Source organism: Cytobacillus stercorigallinarum (genome assembly GCF_014836495.1).
In the GTDB taxonomy this organism is placed as follows: Bacteria; Bacillota; Bacilli; order Bacillales; family Cytobacillaceae; genus Cytobacillus; species Cytobacillus stercorigallinarum.
The window spans coordinates 118,817-134,947 of sequence record NZ_JACSQT010000009.1; the positions used below are offsets into that span (position 1 = coordinate 118,817).

16 protein-coding genes are annotated in these 16,131 nt (G+C 38.4%); 1 reads left to right on the forward strand and 15 read right to left on the reverse strand.

Translation table 11 applies throughout. The features are described from left to right. Nucleotides 1–104: 104 nt before the first annotated feature. From rpiB to prfA, 9 genes are all read right to left on the reverse strand, one after another. On the reverse strand, nt 105–551 hold the full coding sequence (gene rpiB / locus H9655_RS16980) for a ribose 5-phosphate isomerase B (protein WP_191816240.1): 447 nt from the start codon (nt 549–551) through the stop codon (nt 105–107). Nucleotides 552–650: 99 nt separating this feature from the next. Next, nucleotides 651–1,940, reverse strand: a complete 1,290-nt coding sequence (locus H9655_RS16985; protein ID WP_191816242.1) for a methyl-accepting chemotaxis protein — start codon at nt 1,938–1,940, stop codon at nt 651–653. Nucleotides 1,941–1,963: 23 nt separating this feature from the next. Beyond that, nucleotides 1,964–2,416, reverse strand: a complete 453-nt coding sequence (locus H9655_RS16990) for a low molecular weight protein arginine phosphatase (protein WP_191816244.1) — start codon at nt 2,414–2,416, stop codon at nt 1,964–1,966. Between the two features lie 163 nt (nt 2,417–2,579). Next, nucleotides 2,580–3,131, reverse strand: a complete 552-nt coding sequence (locus H9655_RS16995; protein ID WP_191816246.1) for a manganese efflux pump MntP — start codon at nt 3,129–3,131, stop codon at nt 2,580–2,582. Between the two features lie 1,132 nt (nt 3,132–4,263). Then, on the reverse strand, nt 4,264–5,307 hold the full coding sequence (locus H9655_RS17000) for an L-threonylcarbamoyladenylate synthase (RefSeq protein ID WP_191816248.1): 1,044 nt from the start codon (nt 5,305–5,307) through the stop codon (nt 4,264–4,266). 165 nt (nt 5,308–5,472) lie between these two features. Next, nucleotides 5,473–5,925: a GNAT family N-acetyltransferase gene (locus tag H9655_RS17005; RefSeq protein WP_191816250.1), complete on the reverse strand. Its 453-nt coding sequence runs from the start codon at nt 5,923–5,925 to the stop codon at nt 5,473–5,475. Nucleotides 5,926–6,011: 86 nt separating this feature from the next. Further along, entirely contained in the window at nt 6,012–6,695 is a 684-nt protein-coding gene (gene spoIIR, locus H9655_RS17010; RefSeq protein WP_191816252.1) for a stage II sporulation protein R, read from the reverse strand. A 304-nt stretch (nt 6,696–6,999) separates the two neighbouring features. Continuing rightward, nucleotides 7,000–7,866: a peptide chain release factor N(5)-glutamine methyltransferase gene (gene prmC / locus H9655_RS17015; protein ID WP_191816253.1), complete on the reverse strand. Its 867-nt coding sequence runs from the start codon at nt 7,864–7,866 to the stop codon at nt 7,000–7,002. Continuing rightward, nucleotides 7,859–8,932: a peptide chain release factor 1 gene (gene prfA / locus H9655_RS17020; protein WP_191816256.1), complete on the reverse strand. Its 1,074-nt coding sequence runs from the start codon at nt 8,930–8,932 to the stop codon at nt 7,859–7,861. The genes prmC and prfA overlap by 8 nt, the downstream gene beginning before the upstream one ends. 215 nt (nt 8,933–9,147) lie before the next feature. Here prfA and H9655_RS17025 point away from each other — a divergent pair, with 215 nt between their 5' ends. Next, nucleotides 9,148–10,125, forward strand: coding sequence for a DMT family transporter (locus H9655_RS17025; RefSeq protein WP_191816258.1), 978 nt, complete (start codon nt 9,148–9,150; stop codon nt 10,123–10,125). A gap of 11 nt (nt 10,126–10,136) precedes the next feature. Here the strand turns inward: H9655_RS17025 and H9655_RS17030 are convergent, their stop codons facing one another. From H9655_RS17030 to H9655_RS17055, 6 genes are all read right to left on the reverse strand, one after another. After that, the gene (locus tag H9655_RS17030) at nt 10,137–10,583 is read right to left on the reverse strand and encodes a hypothetical protein (protein ID WP_191816260.1); all 447 of its coding nucleotides are present in this window, start codon (nt 10,581–10,583) and stop codon (nt 10,137–10,139) included. 145 nt (nt 10,584–10,728) lie between these two features. Beyond that, complete coding sequence (locus H9655_RS17035; RefSeq protein ID WP_191816262.1) at nt 10,729–11,343, reverse strand: thymidine kinase; 615 nt, start codon at nt 11,341–11,343, stop codon at nt 10,729–10,731. 189 nt (nt 11,344–11,532) lie between these two features. Continuing rightward, complete coding sequence (rpmE, locus tag H9655_RS17040) at nt 11,533–11,739, reverse strand: 50S ribosomal protein L31 (protein WP_095371567.1); 207 nt, start codon at nt 11,737–11,739, stop codon at nt 11,533–11,535. Between the two features lie 155 nt (nt 11,740–11,894). Next, nucleotides 11,895–13,163 carry a transcription termination factor Rho gene (gene rho, locus H9655_RS17045; RefSeq protein ID WP_095371566.1) on the reverse strand — a complete coding sequence of 423 codons (1,269 nt, stop codon included), beginning with the start codon at nt 13,161–13,163 and terminating at the stop codon, nt 11,895–11,897. Nucleotides 13,164–13,473: 310 nt separating this feature from the next. Next, nucleotides 13,474–14,436 (reverse strand): class II fructose-bisphosphatase, encoded by a 963-nt coding sequence (gene glpX, locus H9655_RS17050; RefSeq protein WP_191816264.1) that lies wholly within the window; start codon nt 14,434–14,436, stop codon nt 13,474–13,476. Nucleotides 14,437–14,528: 92 nt separating this feature from the next. Continuing rightward, nucleotides 14,529–15,815, reverse strand: a complete 1,287-nt coding sequence (locus H9655_RS17055; protein ID WP_095371564.1) for a UDP-N-acetylglucosamine 1-carboxyvinyltransferase — start codon at nt 15,813–15,815, stop codon at nt 14,529–14,531. Between the last annotated feature and the right edge of the window lie 316 nt (nt 15,816–16,131).

Consider the following 16,131-nt stretch of genomic DNA (forward strand, 5'->3'; position numbering starts at 1 on the left):
CTCGCTCCTTCTCTTTTTAGATTTATTGATATCCTTAAGCTAAAATATAAAAAAGATGCATATGTCTTCCTTCTTTTCATGAAGGCAACATATGCAACCAAGTTTTATACATTTTCTTTTTCGTATTGAGTTATCTTCCCAATCCGGTTTTGATGACGACCGCCTTCATAATCTGTGCCAAGCCATACTTGAGCAATCTCTCTTGCAAGCCCCGGGCCAATGACTCTTTCTCCCATCGCTAACACATTGCTATCATTATGCTGTCTTGTTGCTTTCGCACTGAAAGTATCATGAACAAGCGCACAGCGAATGCCTTTCACTTTATTGGCTGCTATAGACATACCAATTCCTGTACCACAAATGAGAATACCTTTATCAAATTCACCGTTCGCTACCTTTTCAGCAACCGGCAAAGCATAATCGGGGTAATCTACAGAAGTACTACACTCACAACCAAAATCTTCATATTCAATATTGAGTTCTTCTAATAATGATTTTATTTCCGCACGAATGATTAATCCACCGTGATCTGATGCAATTGCCACTTTCATTTTTTATGCCTCCAATCAAACTTGATTGTATGATTATCACTTTATTCTGACACAAAATTTAAAAATTATAAAGAAGCAATTACTTTTCAGTTAGGTAGACTACACTTTAAATTTATTCATATCTGTTTTTAGTTGGTTTGCTTGCTCTTGTAATTCTTTTACTAATATGTCGACTGTATCGATCACAGATGTTTGGGCTTCCGTTGAAGCAGCAACTTGTTGTGCACCAGCAGACGTTTCTTCGGCAATCGCTGCTACTTGTTGCGATTGCGCTGACGTTTCCTGCATGGCATGCATTTGTTTATCTACTAAATCTTTAATCATAGTCACTGCAGCATTCATTTGATCTACAGTTTGCGTCATCTCTTCAATGACGGCATGCGTCTCGGTCCCTTTTTGTGCTTCTTGATTGGCAGACTCGACTTGATTGGAAATTTGACTGACCACATTACGCACTTCTTCTTGAATATTTTTAATTAATTCTGATATCCCCTGCACAGCTTTCGCACTTTCATCAGCTAACTTGCGCACTTCTTCAGCTACTACAGCAAAGCCCTTACCATGCTCTCCTGCTCTCGCCGCTTCAATAGAAGCATTTAATGCTAATAAGTTTGTTTGCGTGGCAATATCCCCAACAAGCTGGATAATGTGTTCTACTTTGACTGCATTTTCTTCTAATTTTTTTACAGTCTCTAATGATTTCTGATTACCTACTGCTAGTTTTTCAATTCCAGAAATCAGTGAATGCATGGCAAGTTTAGATTTATTTAGATCACCGACAAGCTCTTCAGATACTTGCTCGGATTGTTTTGCCTTCAGCTGAACTTCTTCAGCAATCCGGATGACTTCATCAACAAGTTCGGCAACAGATTGAGTTGCGACCGCCGAGTTTTCTGTTCCTTGAGATATTTCTGAGATTGTTGTAGCGATTGCTTCAGCTTGCTCAGTAGCAACCGAAGACTCCGAAGAAATGTCATGCACTTTTTTATTTGTCATCGCAAAGTTCTCATCTATCCGTTCAATCATTTCTCTTAAACTCTTTAGCATTTGATTAAAGGCTAATCCTAAAGAACGTATTTCATCATCCGAACGAGACACCTGCACCTTTTCTTGTAAATCACCATTCGCTGCTTTTATGGCAGAATGCTCCAAGTCTTTAAGTGGTTTTGTAATAAACCCCGCTACAATAAACGCTAAAATCGCAGACCATATCGCTCCAAGCAAAAGTACAATAATCGTAAAAAATTCTTTACTCATCGGTACATTTTCCATTAGAGGATATACGAACTGAATACATATCGCACTTATTGAATATGTAATAACGGCTAATACTGAGATGAGAAGAACCAATTTTTTTCTTAAACTAAATTTCATCTTACGCGTCTCCATGATTGCCCCCTACTTCAACCTGTTCATCTTTGTTTATCTTCTTTTAAAACATCTGCTATTTTTTTTATGCTTCCATGTAGTTCATTATAGGTTGCTTTATATTGTTGCAACGTACCACCGAATGGATCGATGATATCTTCTTGTTTACCATCAAAAGCAAACTCTTTTATTAGAAAAACTTTTCCCTTAGCATAAGGAAAATGTGATAAAATCGCTTGTTTATGTCCATTTGTCATCACTAATATATGTGTCGCCCATTGAATAAGCTCTTCATTCAATTGAGCTGATTGATGATTAATGCTTATGCCTTCTTCTTCTAAAACTTGCGATGTATAAGCAGATGCAGGGCCACCTTGACTTGCATAAATCCCCGCAGATTTCACCTTTACATCGGGAATGTTTATATGACGTAATATCGCTTCAGCCATGGGGCTTCGACACGTGTTACCTGTACAAATAAATAAAACGTGAGCCATAAAGCTCGCCTCCTTCTCTTACATTATAATCCAAAACTCCTATTTGATATAGACAAAATAAGGTGTCTATCACCGACATATTTCGACAATTTTAAGAATCTTTTGTCGGAAAACATCAATAATACGCACCTTAACTTGGTTTTATTAGGAAATTTTAACCATATTACATCAATAACATTTTGACGCCAAAAGCAAAGAGAATTGCCCCTCCAAGCGTCTCACTATATTTACCAAACCACCCTTGCATTCTTCTTCCTATCATTAATCCTGCCCAAGTAAGAATCATTGCAATGACGCCAAATAATGTAAGAACTAGAGCGGTTTTTGCCCCCAACACACCTAAAGTAAGCCCGACTGAAAAGCTGTCTAAACTCACACTTAAAGCAAAAATAAATAAGCCAAAACCTACAGGGGTTATTAAACTTTCTTTTTCAGCCTTTAAGCTTGACCAAAACATTTGCAGACCTAAAAGCATCAACAAACCAGCTCCAATATAGGCAGCAATCTCACTAAAATAAACTGATAAAAACTTCCCTGCCATCATTCCCAACAATGGCATGATGACATGAAATAATCCTATAGTAAAGCCTATATATAATATTTGCCGATACCTTAATTTGTACATCCCCATCCCTAATCCAACTGAAAATGCATCCATTCCTAAGGCAAACGCCATTAAACTTAAAGTTAAGACTTCACCTACTAACAATGTCATCTCTTTAGCCTCCTCGGGACTTGCTCTTTTGAATTTATGCATGTCCAAGGAGATTTAGAATGATTATTTAAGCGAAAATCAAACTAAGGTGAGAACGTATTGAATGGGAGTTGTTGTTGGGTACCCCTTTTGTCCTTAGTACCTCATGTGTTATAGGATTGGTCTGTAGTAGAGAAGGTAGTTTGCTTGACGGTGCTCATCAAGGTTGAAAGATGCGCGAATTAGGGTTTGTTTGCTTTGTAATTGGGTTTTTCTACGCTTACGGGAGAACAATGGCTTTTTTTTGCTTTGTAATTGGACTTTTCAACGCTTACGGGAGAACAAAGATTTTTATTTGCTTTGTTTTGGGATTTTTCACTGCTTATAGATGTAGAGAAGGATTTGTTTGCTTTGTAATTGGACTTTTCGGCGCTTACGGGAGAACAATGGCTTTTATTTGCTTTGTTTTGGGATTTTCCACTGCTTATAGATGAAGAGAAGGATTTATTTGCTTTGTAATTGGGTTTTTCTACGCTTACGGGAGAACAAAGATTTTTATTTGCTGCGTTTTGGGCTTTTCCACTGCTTATAGATGAAGAGAAGGATTTGTTTGCTTTGTAATTGGACTTTTCGGCGCTTACGGGAGAACGAAGATTTTTATTTGCTGCGTTTTTGGCTTTTCCATTGCTTATAGATGTTGAGAAGGATTTGTTTGCTTTGTAATTGGACTTTTCGGCGCTTACGGGAGAACAAAGGTTTTTATTTGCTTCGTTTCGAGATTTTCCAACGCTTATAGATAAAGAGAGTTTCTTATTTGCTTTGTAACCGGGCTTTTCTACGCTTACTGGGATACAAAGGCTTTATTTGCTTCGTTTCGGGATTTTCCAACGCTTATGGATGAAGAGAGTTTCTTATTTGCTTTGTAACCGGGCTTTTCTACGCTTACAGGAGAACACTGGCTTTTATTTGCTTCGTTTCGGGATTTTCCAACACCTATACATGAAAAAGTGCTTTTTCCAACAACACCATCGGACTTTTCACCCCTCATAGACAACTACATACACGATCCACTGTTTTTTAGTAGAGCAAAATAAAAACCAGAACAAGTTAGTTCAGGCTTTTATTTTGCTGGAACCTTTCTTAGTCCAGAAAATTATAATTGTATGCGCCGATGTCCAGCAGCTTTCTCTAACCGGTTCATAATAGCGACACCAACACCTTCATAAGGGAAAACCTCACCTAAGATGATATCAACATTCTCATGATTGAATGCTCTCAAGGCATGGTATAAGCCTGCAGCTACCGTATCTAGCATTTCTCGCTTACCCATGGAAAGAATAACATCCGCTTCATAGACATCTTTGTTTTCGTCTGTGGTCAGAACACCTACTCGTAATCCTTCTGCTCTCTTTTCATTGATCAATCTTTGCAACTTTAAAGGATTTGAATCGACTAATGTTAATGGTGCATCTGGTGCATAATGTGTATATTTCATACCAGGGGATTTTGGTTTGGCTTGTTGATTATGGAGTGAAGGATCTAATTGCACCTCACCTATCACTTCAATGATTTGTTCCCTAGTCACACCACCCGGTCGTAGGATGACGGGAATCTCTTCTGTGCAGTCAATAACCGTTGACTCGACACCGACACCCGTGGCTCCTCCGTCTACCACACCAGCAATTTTCCCTTCTAAATCTTCCCATACGTGATTCGCTGTTGTTGGACTCGGTCTTCCTGAGCTATTTGCACTTGGAGCTGCTATTGGTAATTCCGTTTGGGCAAGAATAGCTAACGCTACAGGATGATCAGGCATACGGAAGCCAACAGTTGGTAATCCTGCTGTTGCTAATTCTGAAAGGCTACCCCTTTTTTTCTTAAGAATAATCGTTAATGGGCCAGGCCAAAAAGCATCCATTAATTGTTCTGCCTTTAATGGAATCTCTTCTGCCAGTTCCTGCAGTTGCATTCGCTTTGCTATATGAATAATTAAAGGATTATCTGCTGGTCTTCCTTTGGCAGCAAAGATTTTCTCTACGGCAACGTCACTCTTTGCATTCCCACCTAACCCATATACTGTTTCAGTTGGAAAAGCAACAACCTCATTTTCTTTAAGTAAATCAGAGGCTTGGGCAATTTGTGGGTAACTATTCAATTTATCCACATTATTATCCACTGACCATCTAATTGTTTTCATTGTTATCCACCTTCAATATCTTTCATTCTAAATAGGAGAAATCCCCCTATTTTCAGTCTATCACCTAAGTCAGTATAAAAGAAGAGAGGTGATAACTCAAGGTATTATCCACAAATTGTGAATAAACAAACCGTTTTTGTGTATAACTTTGTGGATATATCCACATTATTCGAGTGAATATTTCAAAAAGAATGAGTTATCCACAGATTGAATATTTTTTATATGTTCTTTTTCTACTAAAAATGTTGGCAATTCCGTTTTATCCACTTGTTGAAAACCCATCAATAAAAATAATTGTAGTGTACTTTTGCGGTTTGATCCTAAATAGACTGTGGATAACCCCTTTTCTTTGGCTAATAGAAAAATTTGTTGCAATAAATACAATAAATCTGTTTGCGCGGTCGTTTCTGACTTCATAACAAGGGAGCGCAACAGACCAACCGTTTCATAAGGCTCAATACCAATAGTCGCTTTGATTTCTCCCTCTTCGTCTTCCATAATTAAAAAGTAATCAATTAAGTCAGCCAACCCTTCCGATCGGACTGATGCTTCGGTTAAAAATTTCATAAGCTCGTTTTCATCTTTTTTCTGTGCAACTCTTACAATACTTGTTTTCATCCTCTTCACCCTCTACCTCATTTTATAGTCTATGAATATGAGTCAATTGAAATTGATAGAACTAAAAATTTGCTAGAGTTAAAAGATTATCCGAATAACTTATCCCATATCTCCACTAAAAAGAATTTTACTTCCACTTCTTCTTCATCTTGCTCACCTGCATAAACAGGATCTTCCTCTTTTTCAGTCATTTCTTCTTCTACTTTCTCTTCTTCCGCTATAACCTCTTCTTCTTGCTGTTCTTCATCACTAAACCCTTCACTCACAGCCACACCATTTGAAAAATCAAGAAAGCATAATGGTGGAAATAAAACGCACCACCAGTTTGCACCGTCTCCATCACCAAGCGTGATTAGAATTGCTTCATACTCACCAGCAGGGTATAAGAATTGACCGTAAAGTTTCGTTGGAAATTCTACTTTATCAAACTCCGTCTTAACTGTTTGTTTAGAACCTGCCTCCGCTACGACTTGCTCAGCTATTTTTTGGATTTCTGGTAATTTTGATTGAATCAACGCTCTTGCTTCTTCTAAAGAAGTTAAGTCAGATACCCACTCTGTTATATTTGCATTTACTTCGTCTCTCACCGCACGTTTAATCTTCTGGTCTTTCTCCATATCGCTATTCGCTAGAATTCTCAAACGGATTGCTTCGCTAGGAATGACTAATGATTCATCAGCCACTACCTCTGTTTGAGGAATATATAAACTAAATAAAGTACCTAATGATAAAATTAAAATATATAAGTTCACAATCGATTTCGTTTTCATCTTCCTGCACCATCCCTTCACTATCCACAGTGTGGACAGAAAGAGAACATCTTAAACTACTAAAATTGAAAAGTTATAAAGTAAGGAGAAAAAATAGATTTTCATTACACGTGAACAGATACTTCACATTGTGGAACTTTTTTCTTTTACGGAGGGGAAAACTTACAGAGAGTATCTTTGGGGAAATTTAATTTTTGTTTTACCGTGGAAGGTGGTTCTTTTTGCACCGCTCTCGGTTCCTATTGCCTTACCGAGAACGGTGATTTCAATAAATTAATTCTCAGAGAGATAAACCCTTCTCTCATTAGCCACTTATTTCAGCAAAAACCATTCGATCTTTCCCGTTGATGTCAAAGACGACTTCGACCTGTGCCTGCAGGAAGGCACCTTTTAATAAGTTTGCGACCGATTCTCCTTGACCTGCACCTACTTCAAACCCAACAAGCGCTTGTTTGTTTAGTACAAGTGGTAATTCATTTACTAAACGACGATACATGTCTAAACCATCCTCTCCAGCAAACAAGGCACGATTAGGCTCATATTCAGTAACAACCTCTGACATCCACGAACGATCTGCAGTTGGAATATAGGGGGGATTAGAGATAACTACATCTAATTTTTCTCCAGCAATGATAAAAGGTTGCAGCAAGTCCCCTTCTATCCAATTGATGTCTGCATTTAAATGAGCCCCATTATCCTTAGCTACTTCTAAACTTGCAGGATATAGATCCGTTCCGAAACAAACAAGTTTTGGGTTTTCCTGTTTTAATGTGATGGCAATTGCACCGCTTCCAGTTCCAACATCGGCAACTTTTAACCCTGTATCGTCTTGCCAACATGCACGAATACGCTCAAGCGTCGTGAGGACTAATTCTTCTGTTTCTGGTCTAGGAATTAATACTTCCTTATTCACCTTAAATCTTCTACCATAAAACTCCTCATAGCCCATAATATATTGAATCGGTTCACCAGCAACATGAGTGTGTATCGCCTTAGAAAAAAGTTGATCAATCTCCTCATGAAGTTCTTCACGTAATCTTGTTAAGAATTCAGCCCGACTCATCTTCATATAATGTCTCAGTAAAATTTCAGCAGCATATGCTTCCCGTTGATTTTCTTCTAAAAAAGAAGAAGCCCAGTTTAGGGCTTCAAATACTTTGCGATTACTCATTAGTCGCACTTTCTAATTTAGCCGATTGCTCTTCTAAAATAAGGGCATCAATAATTTCATCAATCTTACCGTGTAAAATCTGGTCTAACTTTTGGATAGTTAAACCAATACGGTGATCCGTTACACGGTTTTGTGGGAAGTTATACGTACGGATACGTTCAGAACGATCCCCTGTCCCTACAGCTGATTTACGCTGCTGATCGTATTCAGCCTGTGCTTCGCGTTGGAATTTATCGTATACACGTGCACGCAAAACTTTCATCGCTTTTTCTTTATTCTTAATTTGCGACTTTTCATCTTGACAAGAAACAACTGTACCCGTAGGAAGGTGGGTAAGTCTTACTGCGGACATAGTCGTATTTACACTTTGTCCACCCGGTCCACTAGAAGCAAAAGTATCTACACGAATATCTTTATCATGAAGTTCAATTTCCACTTCTTCTGCTTCAGGTAAGACCGCGACTGTCGCCGTAGACGTATGAATACGACCGCCTGATTCAGTTTCCGGTACACGTTGCACACGATGCGCACCATTCTCATATTTTAATTTAGAATAAGCGCCGTTACCGTTTACCATGAAGATAATTTCTTTATAGCCACCGACCCCGGTACTACTTGCTTCAATGACGTCAATTTTCCAACCTTGGACTTCGGCATAGCGACTGTACATACGGTAAAGATCCCCAGCAAACAGAGCGGCTTCATCTCCACCAGCCGCACCACGGACTTCTACGATAACGTTTTTGTCATCATTAGGGTCCTTTGGAATAAGAAGGATTTTTAATTTTTCTTCTAATTGCTCAACTTTTTCCTCTAACTCTGAAATCTCTTCTTTCACCATATCACGCATTTCAGCATCTAGTTTCTCTTCCAACATAGCTTTTGCGTCTGTATATTGTTCATGTATTTCTTTATATTCACGATATGTATCCACTGTTTCTTGGATATCAGATTGTTCCTTTGAATACTCACGTAATTTTTTTGGATCATTTACTATTTCTGGATCACTAAGCAATTCATTAAGACGTTCATAGCGTTCCTCTACTGATTGAAGACGATCAAACACGGTTATTCACCTCTAATTCATTATTAACATGCATCTATTCTTTCACTGCTATCAAAATGCAGTCTCATTTCCAACGTATAACATTCTAATTATAGTATAGCGGCATTGTTCAGTCAAAACTACTTTACATTATTTTAGAAATTTCTGTTATTCGATTGATGAATCTTTCTTCGTTTACTATAGTAAACTTATCTAATAAAAATGAGGTGCAGCATATGAAAGCCATTATGATTGGAATACTCTCCGCATTCTTTTTTGCTTTTACATTTGTTTTAAATGCAGCTATGGAAATGAATGGCGGAAGCTGGTATTGGAGTGCGTCGCTCCGCTACTTCTTTATGATTCCACTTTTACTTATCATTGTTTTATACCGTAAAAACTTACATGCACTTATCATTGAAATGAAAAAAGCGCCTGGAAAATGGATACTTTGGAGTACAATTGGATTCGGGCTATTTTATGCACCTATATGTTTTGCTGCCGCCTATGGTCCCGGATGGCTCATTGCTGCCACTTGGCAAATCACGATTATCTCTGGCAGTTTACTTGCCCCTTTATTTTATGAAATGCGAAAGACTCCTCAAGGTGTCATTCGCATAAAAGGTCAAATTCCTTTTAGAGGACTACTCATGAGTTTCATTATTTTAGTTGGCGTATTTGTTATCCAATGGGACCATGCCTCTGTTGTATCTGTGAAAGATACTGTTATTTGTACCCTAGCCATTCTTATTGCTTCATTTGCTTACCCTCTTGGGAATCGCAAAATGATGGCCTTAACAAACAAACGCTTAGATCCTTATCAAAGAGTGCTTGGCATGACAATAGCTAGCTTTCCCTTTTGGCTCTTACTTGCATTGATTGGCTTACAAACAGCTGGCTTGCCATCGATGAGTCAAGTTTATCAATCAGGGCTAGTAGCCTTATTTTCTGGTGTTTTTGCAACAGTACTATTCTTTGCTGCCACCGATCTTGTTCAAGGCAACATGCAAAAACTTGGCGCTGTGGAGGCGACACAGTCTTTTGAAGTGCTTTTCGCAATGATTGGTGAAGTACTAATATTATCTGCTCCTCTTCCTTCTGCTACTGCTACGGTTGGGATTAGTTTAGTGATACTCGGAATGGCACTTCATAGTTATGTATCCAATTTACCTCAAAATGGATTCAAAAAGAAAAAGCTAGAAGAGACGGTTTAATTCACCGTCTCTTAGTCTGTATGATCTTCTCTAATATTCACATTTATATAATAGGTCGGAACCGCACCAACTAATTTTTTTTGCAAACTTTCCTCTGCTTTTTCACGTTCCGCATTTGACGAAAAGTCTTTATTCGTATACACAGTTACATGCATATATTCCCCATCAATCCATATACCACCTGGCTCATAATCAGTAAGCTTATTAATCGTTGTTCTTGCTTGATTAATATCGCTACGGTCGGATTTTTTATCACCATTGGTATTTAATAAGTTGGGATTTTGTTCATACATCGACCATTCCTGAACATCTTCTGAACGATGACCAGAAGGGCTGCTTATTCTTACTGTATCGGTATGTTTGTTAATATCATAAGTTTTATCAGCATTTGCACCGTTTTGATAAGAACAACCAGTTAGTAGACTGATTAACAAAACACCTATAATGGTTTTTTTCATGAATAAATGGCACCCCCTAATAAATAAAATGCCCATTCATTCGAGAATTTCTGCAAGCAATTTTTCCTATGTAAAAAAATTGTATGTCAGGGATTTTTTTGTTCCAAAAAAGACGCTAAAGTTAGCGTCTCCCATTAAAAATGTGTTATTTCATCATTTCGGTGTGATTTTTAATACTTTTTGGTTTCCCAATCACTTTATGATGTTCGCGGCATCGTGGTTCATACGATTCAGATGCCCCAACAAGAATTGTGGGATCTGTATATGATGCCGGTTTACCATCAATTAAACGTTGCGTACGACTAGCAGGTGAGCCACAAACAGCACAAACAGCTTGTAGTTTCGTCACTAACTCAGCAGTAGCCATTAAATCTGGCATCGGACCAAAAGGCTCACCACGAAAATCAACGTCTAATCCAGCAACAATAACACGATGACCGTTCCCCGCAAGTGTCTCCACAACTTCAATGATTTGATTATCAAAAAACTGCACTTCATCAATAGCTACGACTTCTGTATCTGGCGTAACAAATGACAAAATATCCTCAGAACAGGCTACAGGTTGAGCGATAAACGATGCCCCATTATGAGAAACAACTGATTCTTCACTATATCGTTTATCGATTTGAGGCTTGAATACAGCAATTTGCTGTTTTGCAAATTGCGCTCTCCTTACTCTGCGAATAAGTTCCTCTGATTTTCCAGAGAACATGCTCCCGCAAATCACCTCAACCCATCCATGATGATTGATAACATACATGAAAGGTCTCTCCTTCCGCAATCTAATCTATCTATATACACCTATTACAGTCATTACTGTTAAGGTCTCTCAAAAGAAACATTCTTATGTTAAATGCCGAAAAATAGTGGTGGAGTGCACCACTATTTTTCGACATTCATGAAAAAACAGGCAAGTATCATGACTTGCCTGCTTTGATTGTTATTTAAATTACTTCTGTTTGATGCCATATTTTTTATTGAAACGGTCAACACGTCCGCCAGCTTCAGCGAATTTTTGACGTCCAGTATAGAATGGGTGGCACTCTGAGCAAGTTTCTACACGGATTTCTTCTTGTACAGAACCCGTTTCGAATTCGTTACCGCATGCACATTTCACCATTGCTGTTTTATAGTTAGGATGAATACCTGCTTTCATTCTTTTCATCTCCTTCCGCCCTGAATCATTCTGAAACAGAGTTATATAGTTACGGATTCACCGTAATCTTAAAAACGCACTGGAATCATTATAACAAGGTCGAGCTTAATTTGCAATGATCGATTACAAATGAACTTTACCATTTGATTCCAATCCTAATGAGAGCGCTTCGCTTTCATCTCTTCACTCAATAAGGCAAAGAAATCCTCATTTGATTTCGTTTGCTTTAATTTCCTCATTAGTTTTTCCGCAAAATCAGGAGAATCAGTCATTGATTTACGGATTGCCCATAGTTTATCAAGATGATCCTTAGGAATCAACAATTCTTCCTTACGAGTACCCGATCTTCTAATATCAATCGCAGGGAAAATTCGTCTTTCTGCAAGCGAACGGTCAAGATGTAATTCCATATTCCCTGTACCTTTAAACTCTTCATAAATCACATCATCCATACGTGATCCCGTATCAACAAGGGCAGTAGCTAAGATGGTTAAGCTTCCACCTTCCTCGATATTTCTTGCGGCACCGAAAAATCTTTTCGGACGGTGGAATGCAGCTGGATCAATACCACCTGATAACGTACGTCCACTTGGAGGAATGACCAAGTTATAAGCTCTCGCTAATCGTGTAATACTATCCATTAAGATGACAACATCGCGCTTATGCTCAACTAGGCGCATCGCTCGTTCTAACACAAGCTCTGCCACTTTAATATGATTTTCCGGTACTTCGTCAAATGTTGAACTAACAACATCACCAGCAACAGAACGTTCAATATCCGTTACTTCTTCCGGTCTTTCATCAATAAGTAACACGATAAGCTCTGCTTCAGGATGATTCGTTGTAATACTGTTGGCAATCTCTTTTAACAACATGGTTTTCCCTGCTTTTGGGGGAGCGACAATTAAGCCACGTTGTCCAAAACCAACTGGGGAAATTAAGTCCATAATTCTGGTGGAAATATGTCTTGTTTTTGTCTCTAAATTCATATGACGATCAGGATATAGCGGCGTTAAACCTGGAAAATGAACACGTTCCTTTGATGTCTCTGGATCATCTCCGTTAACCGCTTCCACTTGAAGCAAACCAAAATAACGTTCATTTTCTTTCGGCGGACGAACTTTACCAGAAACTTTGTCACCATTTCTTAAATCAAAGCGACGAATTTGCGATGCAGAAATATAAATATCCTCTGAACTCGGCGAATAGTTAATCGGTCTTAAGAAACCGAAACCTTCTGATTGAATGATTTCTAGAACACCTTCCATAAAGAAGTATCCTTCTTGTTCCGCTCTCGCTTTTAATATCGCAAAAATAAGTTCTTTCTTTGATAATTTACTATAATAAGAAACTTTATACTCTCTTGCATGTTCATAAAGTTCTTTCAATTTCATATTCTCTAGACTTGAAATATTTAGTCCCATTTCTACACCACTCTTTAGATTTTTCGATTATTTCCCCCATATGCTTTTAAAAAAAGATTCATTATATATTCGAATATGGTTGGAAAGGAAAGTATGTTTGAGGCTTCCTGAAGTAAACGAAGAGTTTGAATTAGGCAACTCAACTTTCGTAATAGAGGAATGATTGGTCTTCCTTTGAAAATATCTTTTATTTTACCCCTAACCTCTATGTTAGGCAACTATATTTTATAGTAGGTTATTTGGAAGGATTCTTTCTATTTTTTATTTAACCTAAGAAGTGCAAGTATGCACTTCTTAGGTCTATCATCAATTATTTAATTACAAGATTAGGTTTTTTCTTCAAGCTATGACGACCATCAATAAACCTTACTGTACCTGATTTAGCACGCATAACGACAGAAGAAGTCGAACCGTAAGATCCTTTAAATTGAACACCTTTTAAAAGTTCTCCATCGGTAATACCTGTCGCAGCAAAGATTGCGTCATCACCTTTTACAAGGTCTTCCATCAATAATACTTTGTTAACATCTAACCCCATTTTAATACATCTTTCTAGTTCCGCATCGTTTTGAGGAAGTAGTTTTCCTTGCAATTCACCACCAAGGCATTTCAATGCTACAGCTGCTACAACACCTTCAGGAGCACCACCTGCTCCGAATAAAATATCAACACCAGTATGATCGAATGCCGTATTAATGGCTCCTGCTACATCACCTTCATTGATTAGCTTAATTCTAGCACCAGCATCACGCAATTGCTCAATAATATGTTGATGGCGTTCACGATTAAGTACAGTTGCAACAACGTCTTCAATATCCTTGTTTTTTGCTTTCGCAACAGCTCTCAAGTTATCAATCACTGGGGCATTGATGTCGATTTTTCCAACCGCTTCAGGTCCAACAGCAATTTTATCCATATACATATCTGGTGCATTTAGTAAGTTCCCTCTATCTGCCACTGCTAGAACCGCAAGCGCATTCCAACCACCAGAGGCAACAATACTTGTACCTTCTACAGGATCGACTGCAATATCAACTTGAGGGCCAGAACCTGTGCCAAGCTCTTCGCCAATATATAGCATTGGTGCTTCATCCATTTCACCTTCACCAATCACTACTCTGCCCTGCATAGGAACTGTATTAAAGATATCTCTCATTGCTTCAGTTGCTGCACCATCTGCTTCATCTTTTAATCCACGGCCCATCCAACGAGCAGATGCTAGTGCTGCACCTTCAGTAACACGAACCAACTCCATTGATAAACTTCTTTCCATTTTTACTTCCTCCCCAATATTCACTTCGTCTCAGTATGTACTGAAATCGATGCGGAATCTAGATGTACATTTATACCATTGTTCATTCATCATTAAGCATTATTCATTTGTTCAATTTCTTGATCAGTTAGCTTTTCTCTCCAAATCGTTGCTCCTAAACCATTAAGTTTTTCAACTAAATGGCTATAACCTCTATCAATATGATCAACGCCAGTAACCTCTGTTACACCTTCAGCCATAAGACCTGCGATGACTAACGCCGCTCCTGCACGTAAATCACTTGCCTTTACTTTGGCACCTTGCAGCTTCATAGGACCGTTAATAATAGCCGAACGACCTTCTACTTTAATATTGGCATTCATTCTTCTCAATTCATCAATATGCTTAAATCTAGCACCATATATCGTATCCGTTACCATGCTTGTTCCTTCTGCATTCGTTAACAATGCCGTTAATGGTTGCTGGAGATCAGTTGGGAAGCCAGGATATACAAGTGTCTTAATATCTACTGCCTTCATTTTTTCAGCGGGACCGACAAATATTTGATCATCACCCGCTTCAATTTGTACGCCCATCTCTCTTAGCTTAGCCGTTAATGATTCAAGATGATGGGGAATCACATTATCAATTAAAACGCCCTCTCCAGAAGCAGCAGCAAGCACCATATAAGTCCCCGCTTCAATACGATCAGGAATAATTGTATGCTGGCATCCATGGAGCTGGTCTACACCATCAATACGGATGACATCAGTACCCGCACCTTTTATTTTTGCGCCCATATTATTAAGCAATGTAGCAACATCAATAATTTCAGGTTCTTTAGCGGCATTTTCAATAACCGTACGACCCTTTGCCTTCACAGCAGCGAGCATAATATTAATGGTTGCACCAACGCTGACGACATCTAGATAAATACGTGCACCTCTTAGTTCGTCTGCACGTAAATAAATCGCGCCTTGTTCATTTGTTACACTTGCGCCGAGTGCCTCAAACCCCTTAATATGCTGATCAATCGGCCTCGGCCCTAAATGACAACCACCCGGAAGTCCAATAACTGCTTTATTAAAACGTCCAAGCATTGCCCCCATTAAATAATAAGAAGCACGAAGCTTTTTGACCTTTCCGTTAGGCATAGGCATCGAGATCATTGCCGAAGGATCGACCTGCATATCTCCATCAGCAAATGTCACTTCACCACCGATTTCCTCTAGTAACCCTTTTAAAATTTGCACATCCGAAATATCTGGTAAACCTTCTATTGTTACAGGCGAATCTGCTAGTATTGTTGCTGGAATTAAGGCAACAGCACTATTCTTCGCGCCGCTAATTCTCACTGTTCCTTTTAATGGGTATCCGCCTGCAATCATAAGCTTTTCCATTTTGAACTCCCTTCTAAGCCGTTAACGCAAACCCCTTTTTAGAGGTTGCTCTATAAGAATAAGCTTGTCCTATGTGGAATCATTTTTGCTCTATCAGTCATAAAACAAACCCGCATTTTTTAAAAAAACACAGGTGTTATCTACATTACCATTGTTGTCTATCTATTGAAAAAATAAGCATCTTTATGTTAACATGTCTAACAATTTTTAAAAAGCTCACATATGATAGGCATTTAGATGCATCTTCTTCTCCTATTTTACACCAAAACAATTGGAAAAGTAGTTGTTGTTTCGAATTGTTATGAATATGTAAACT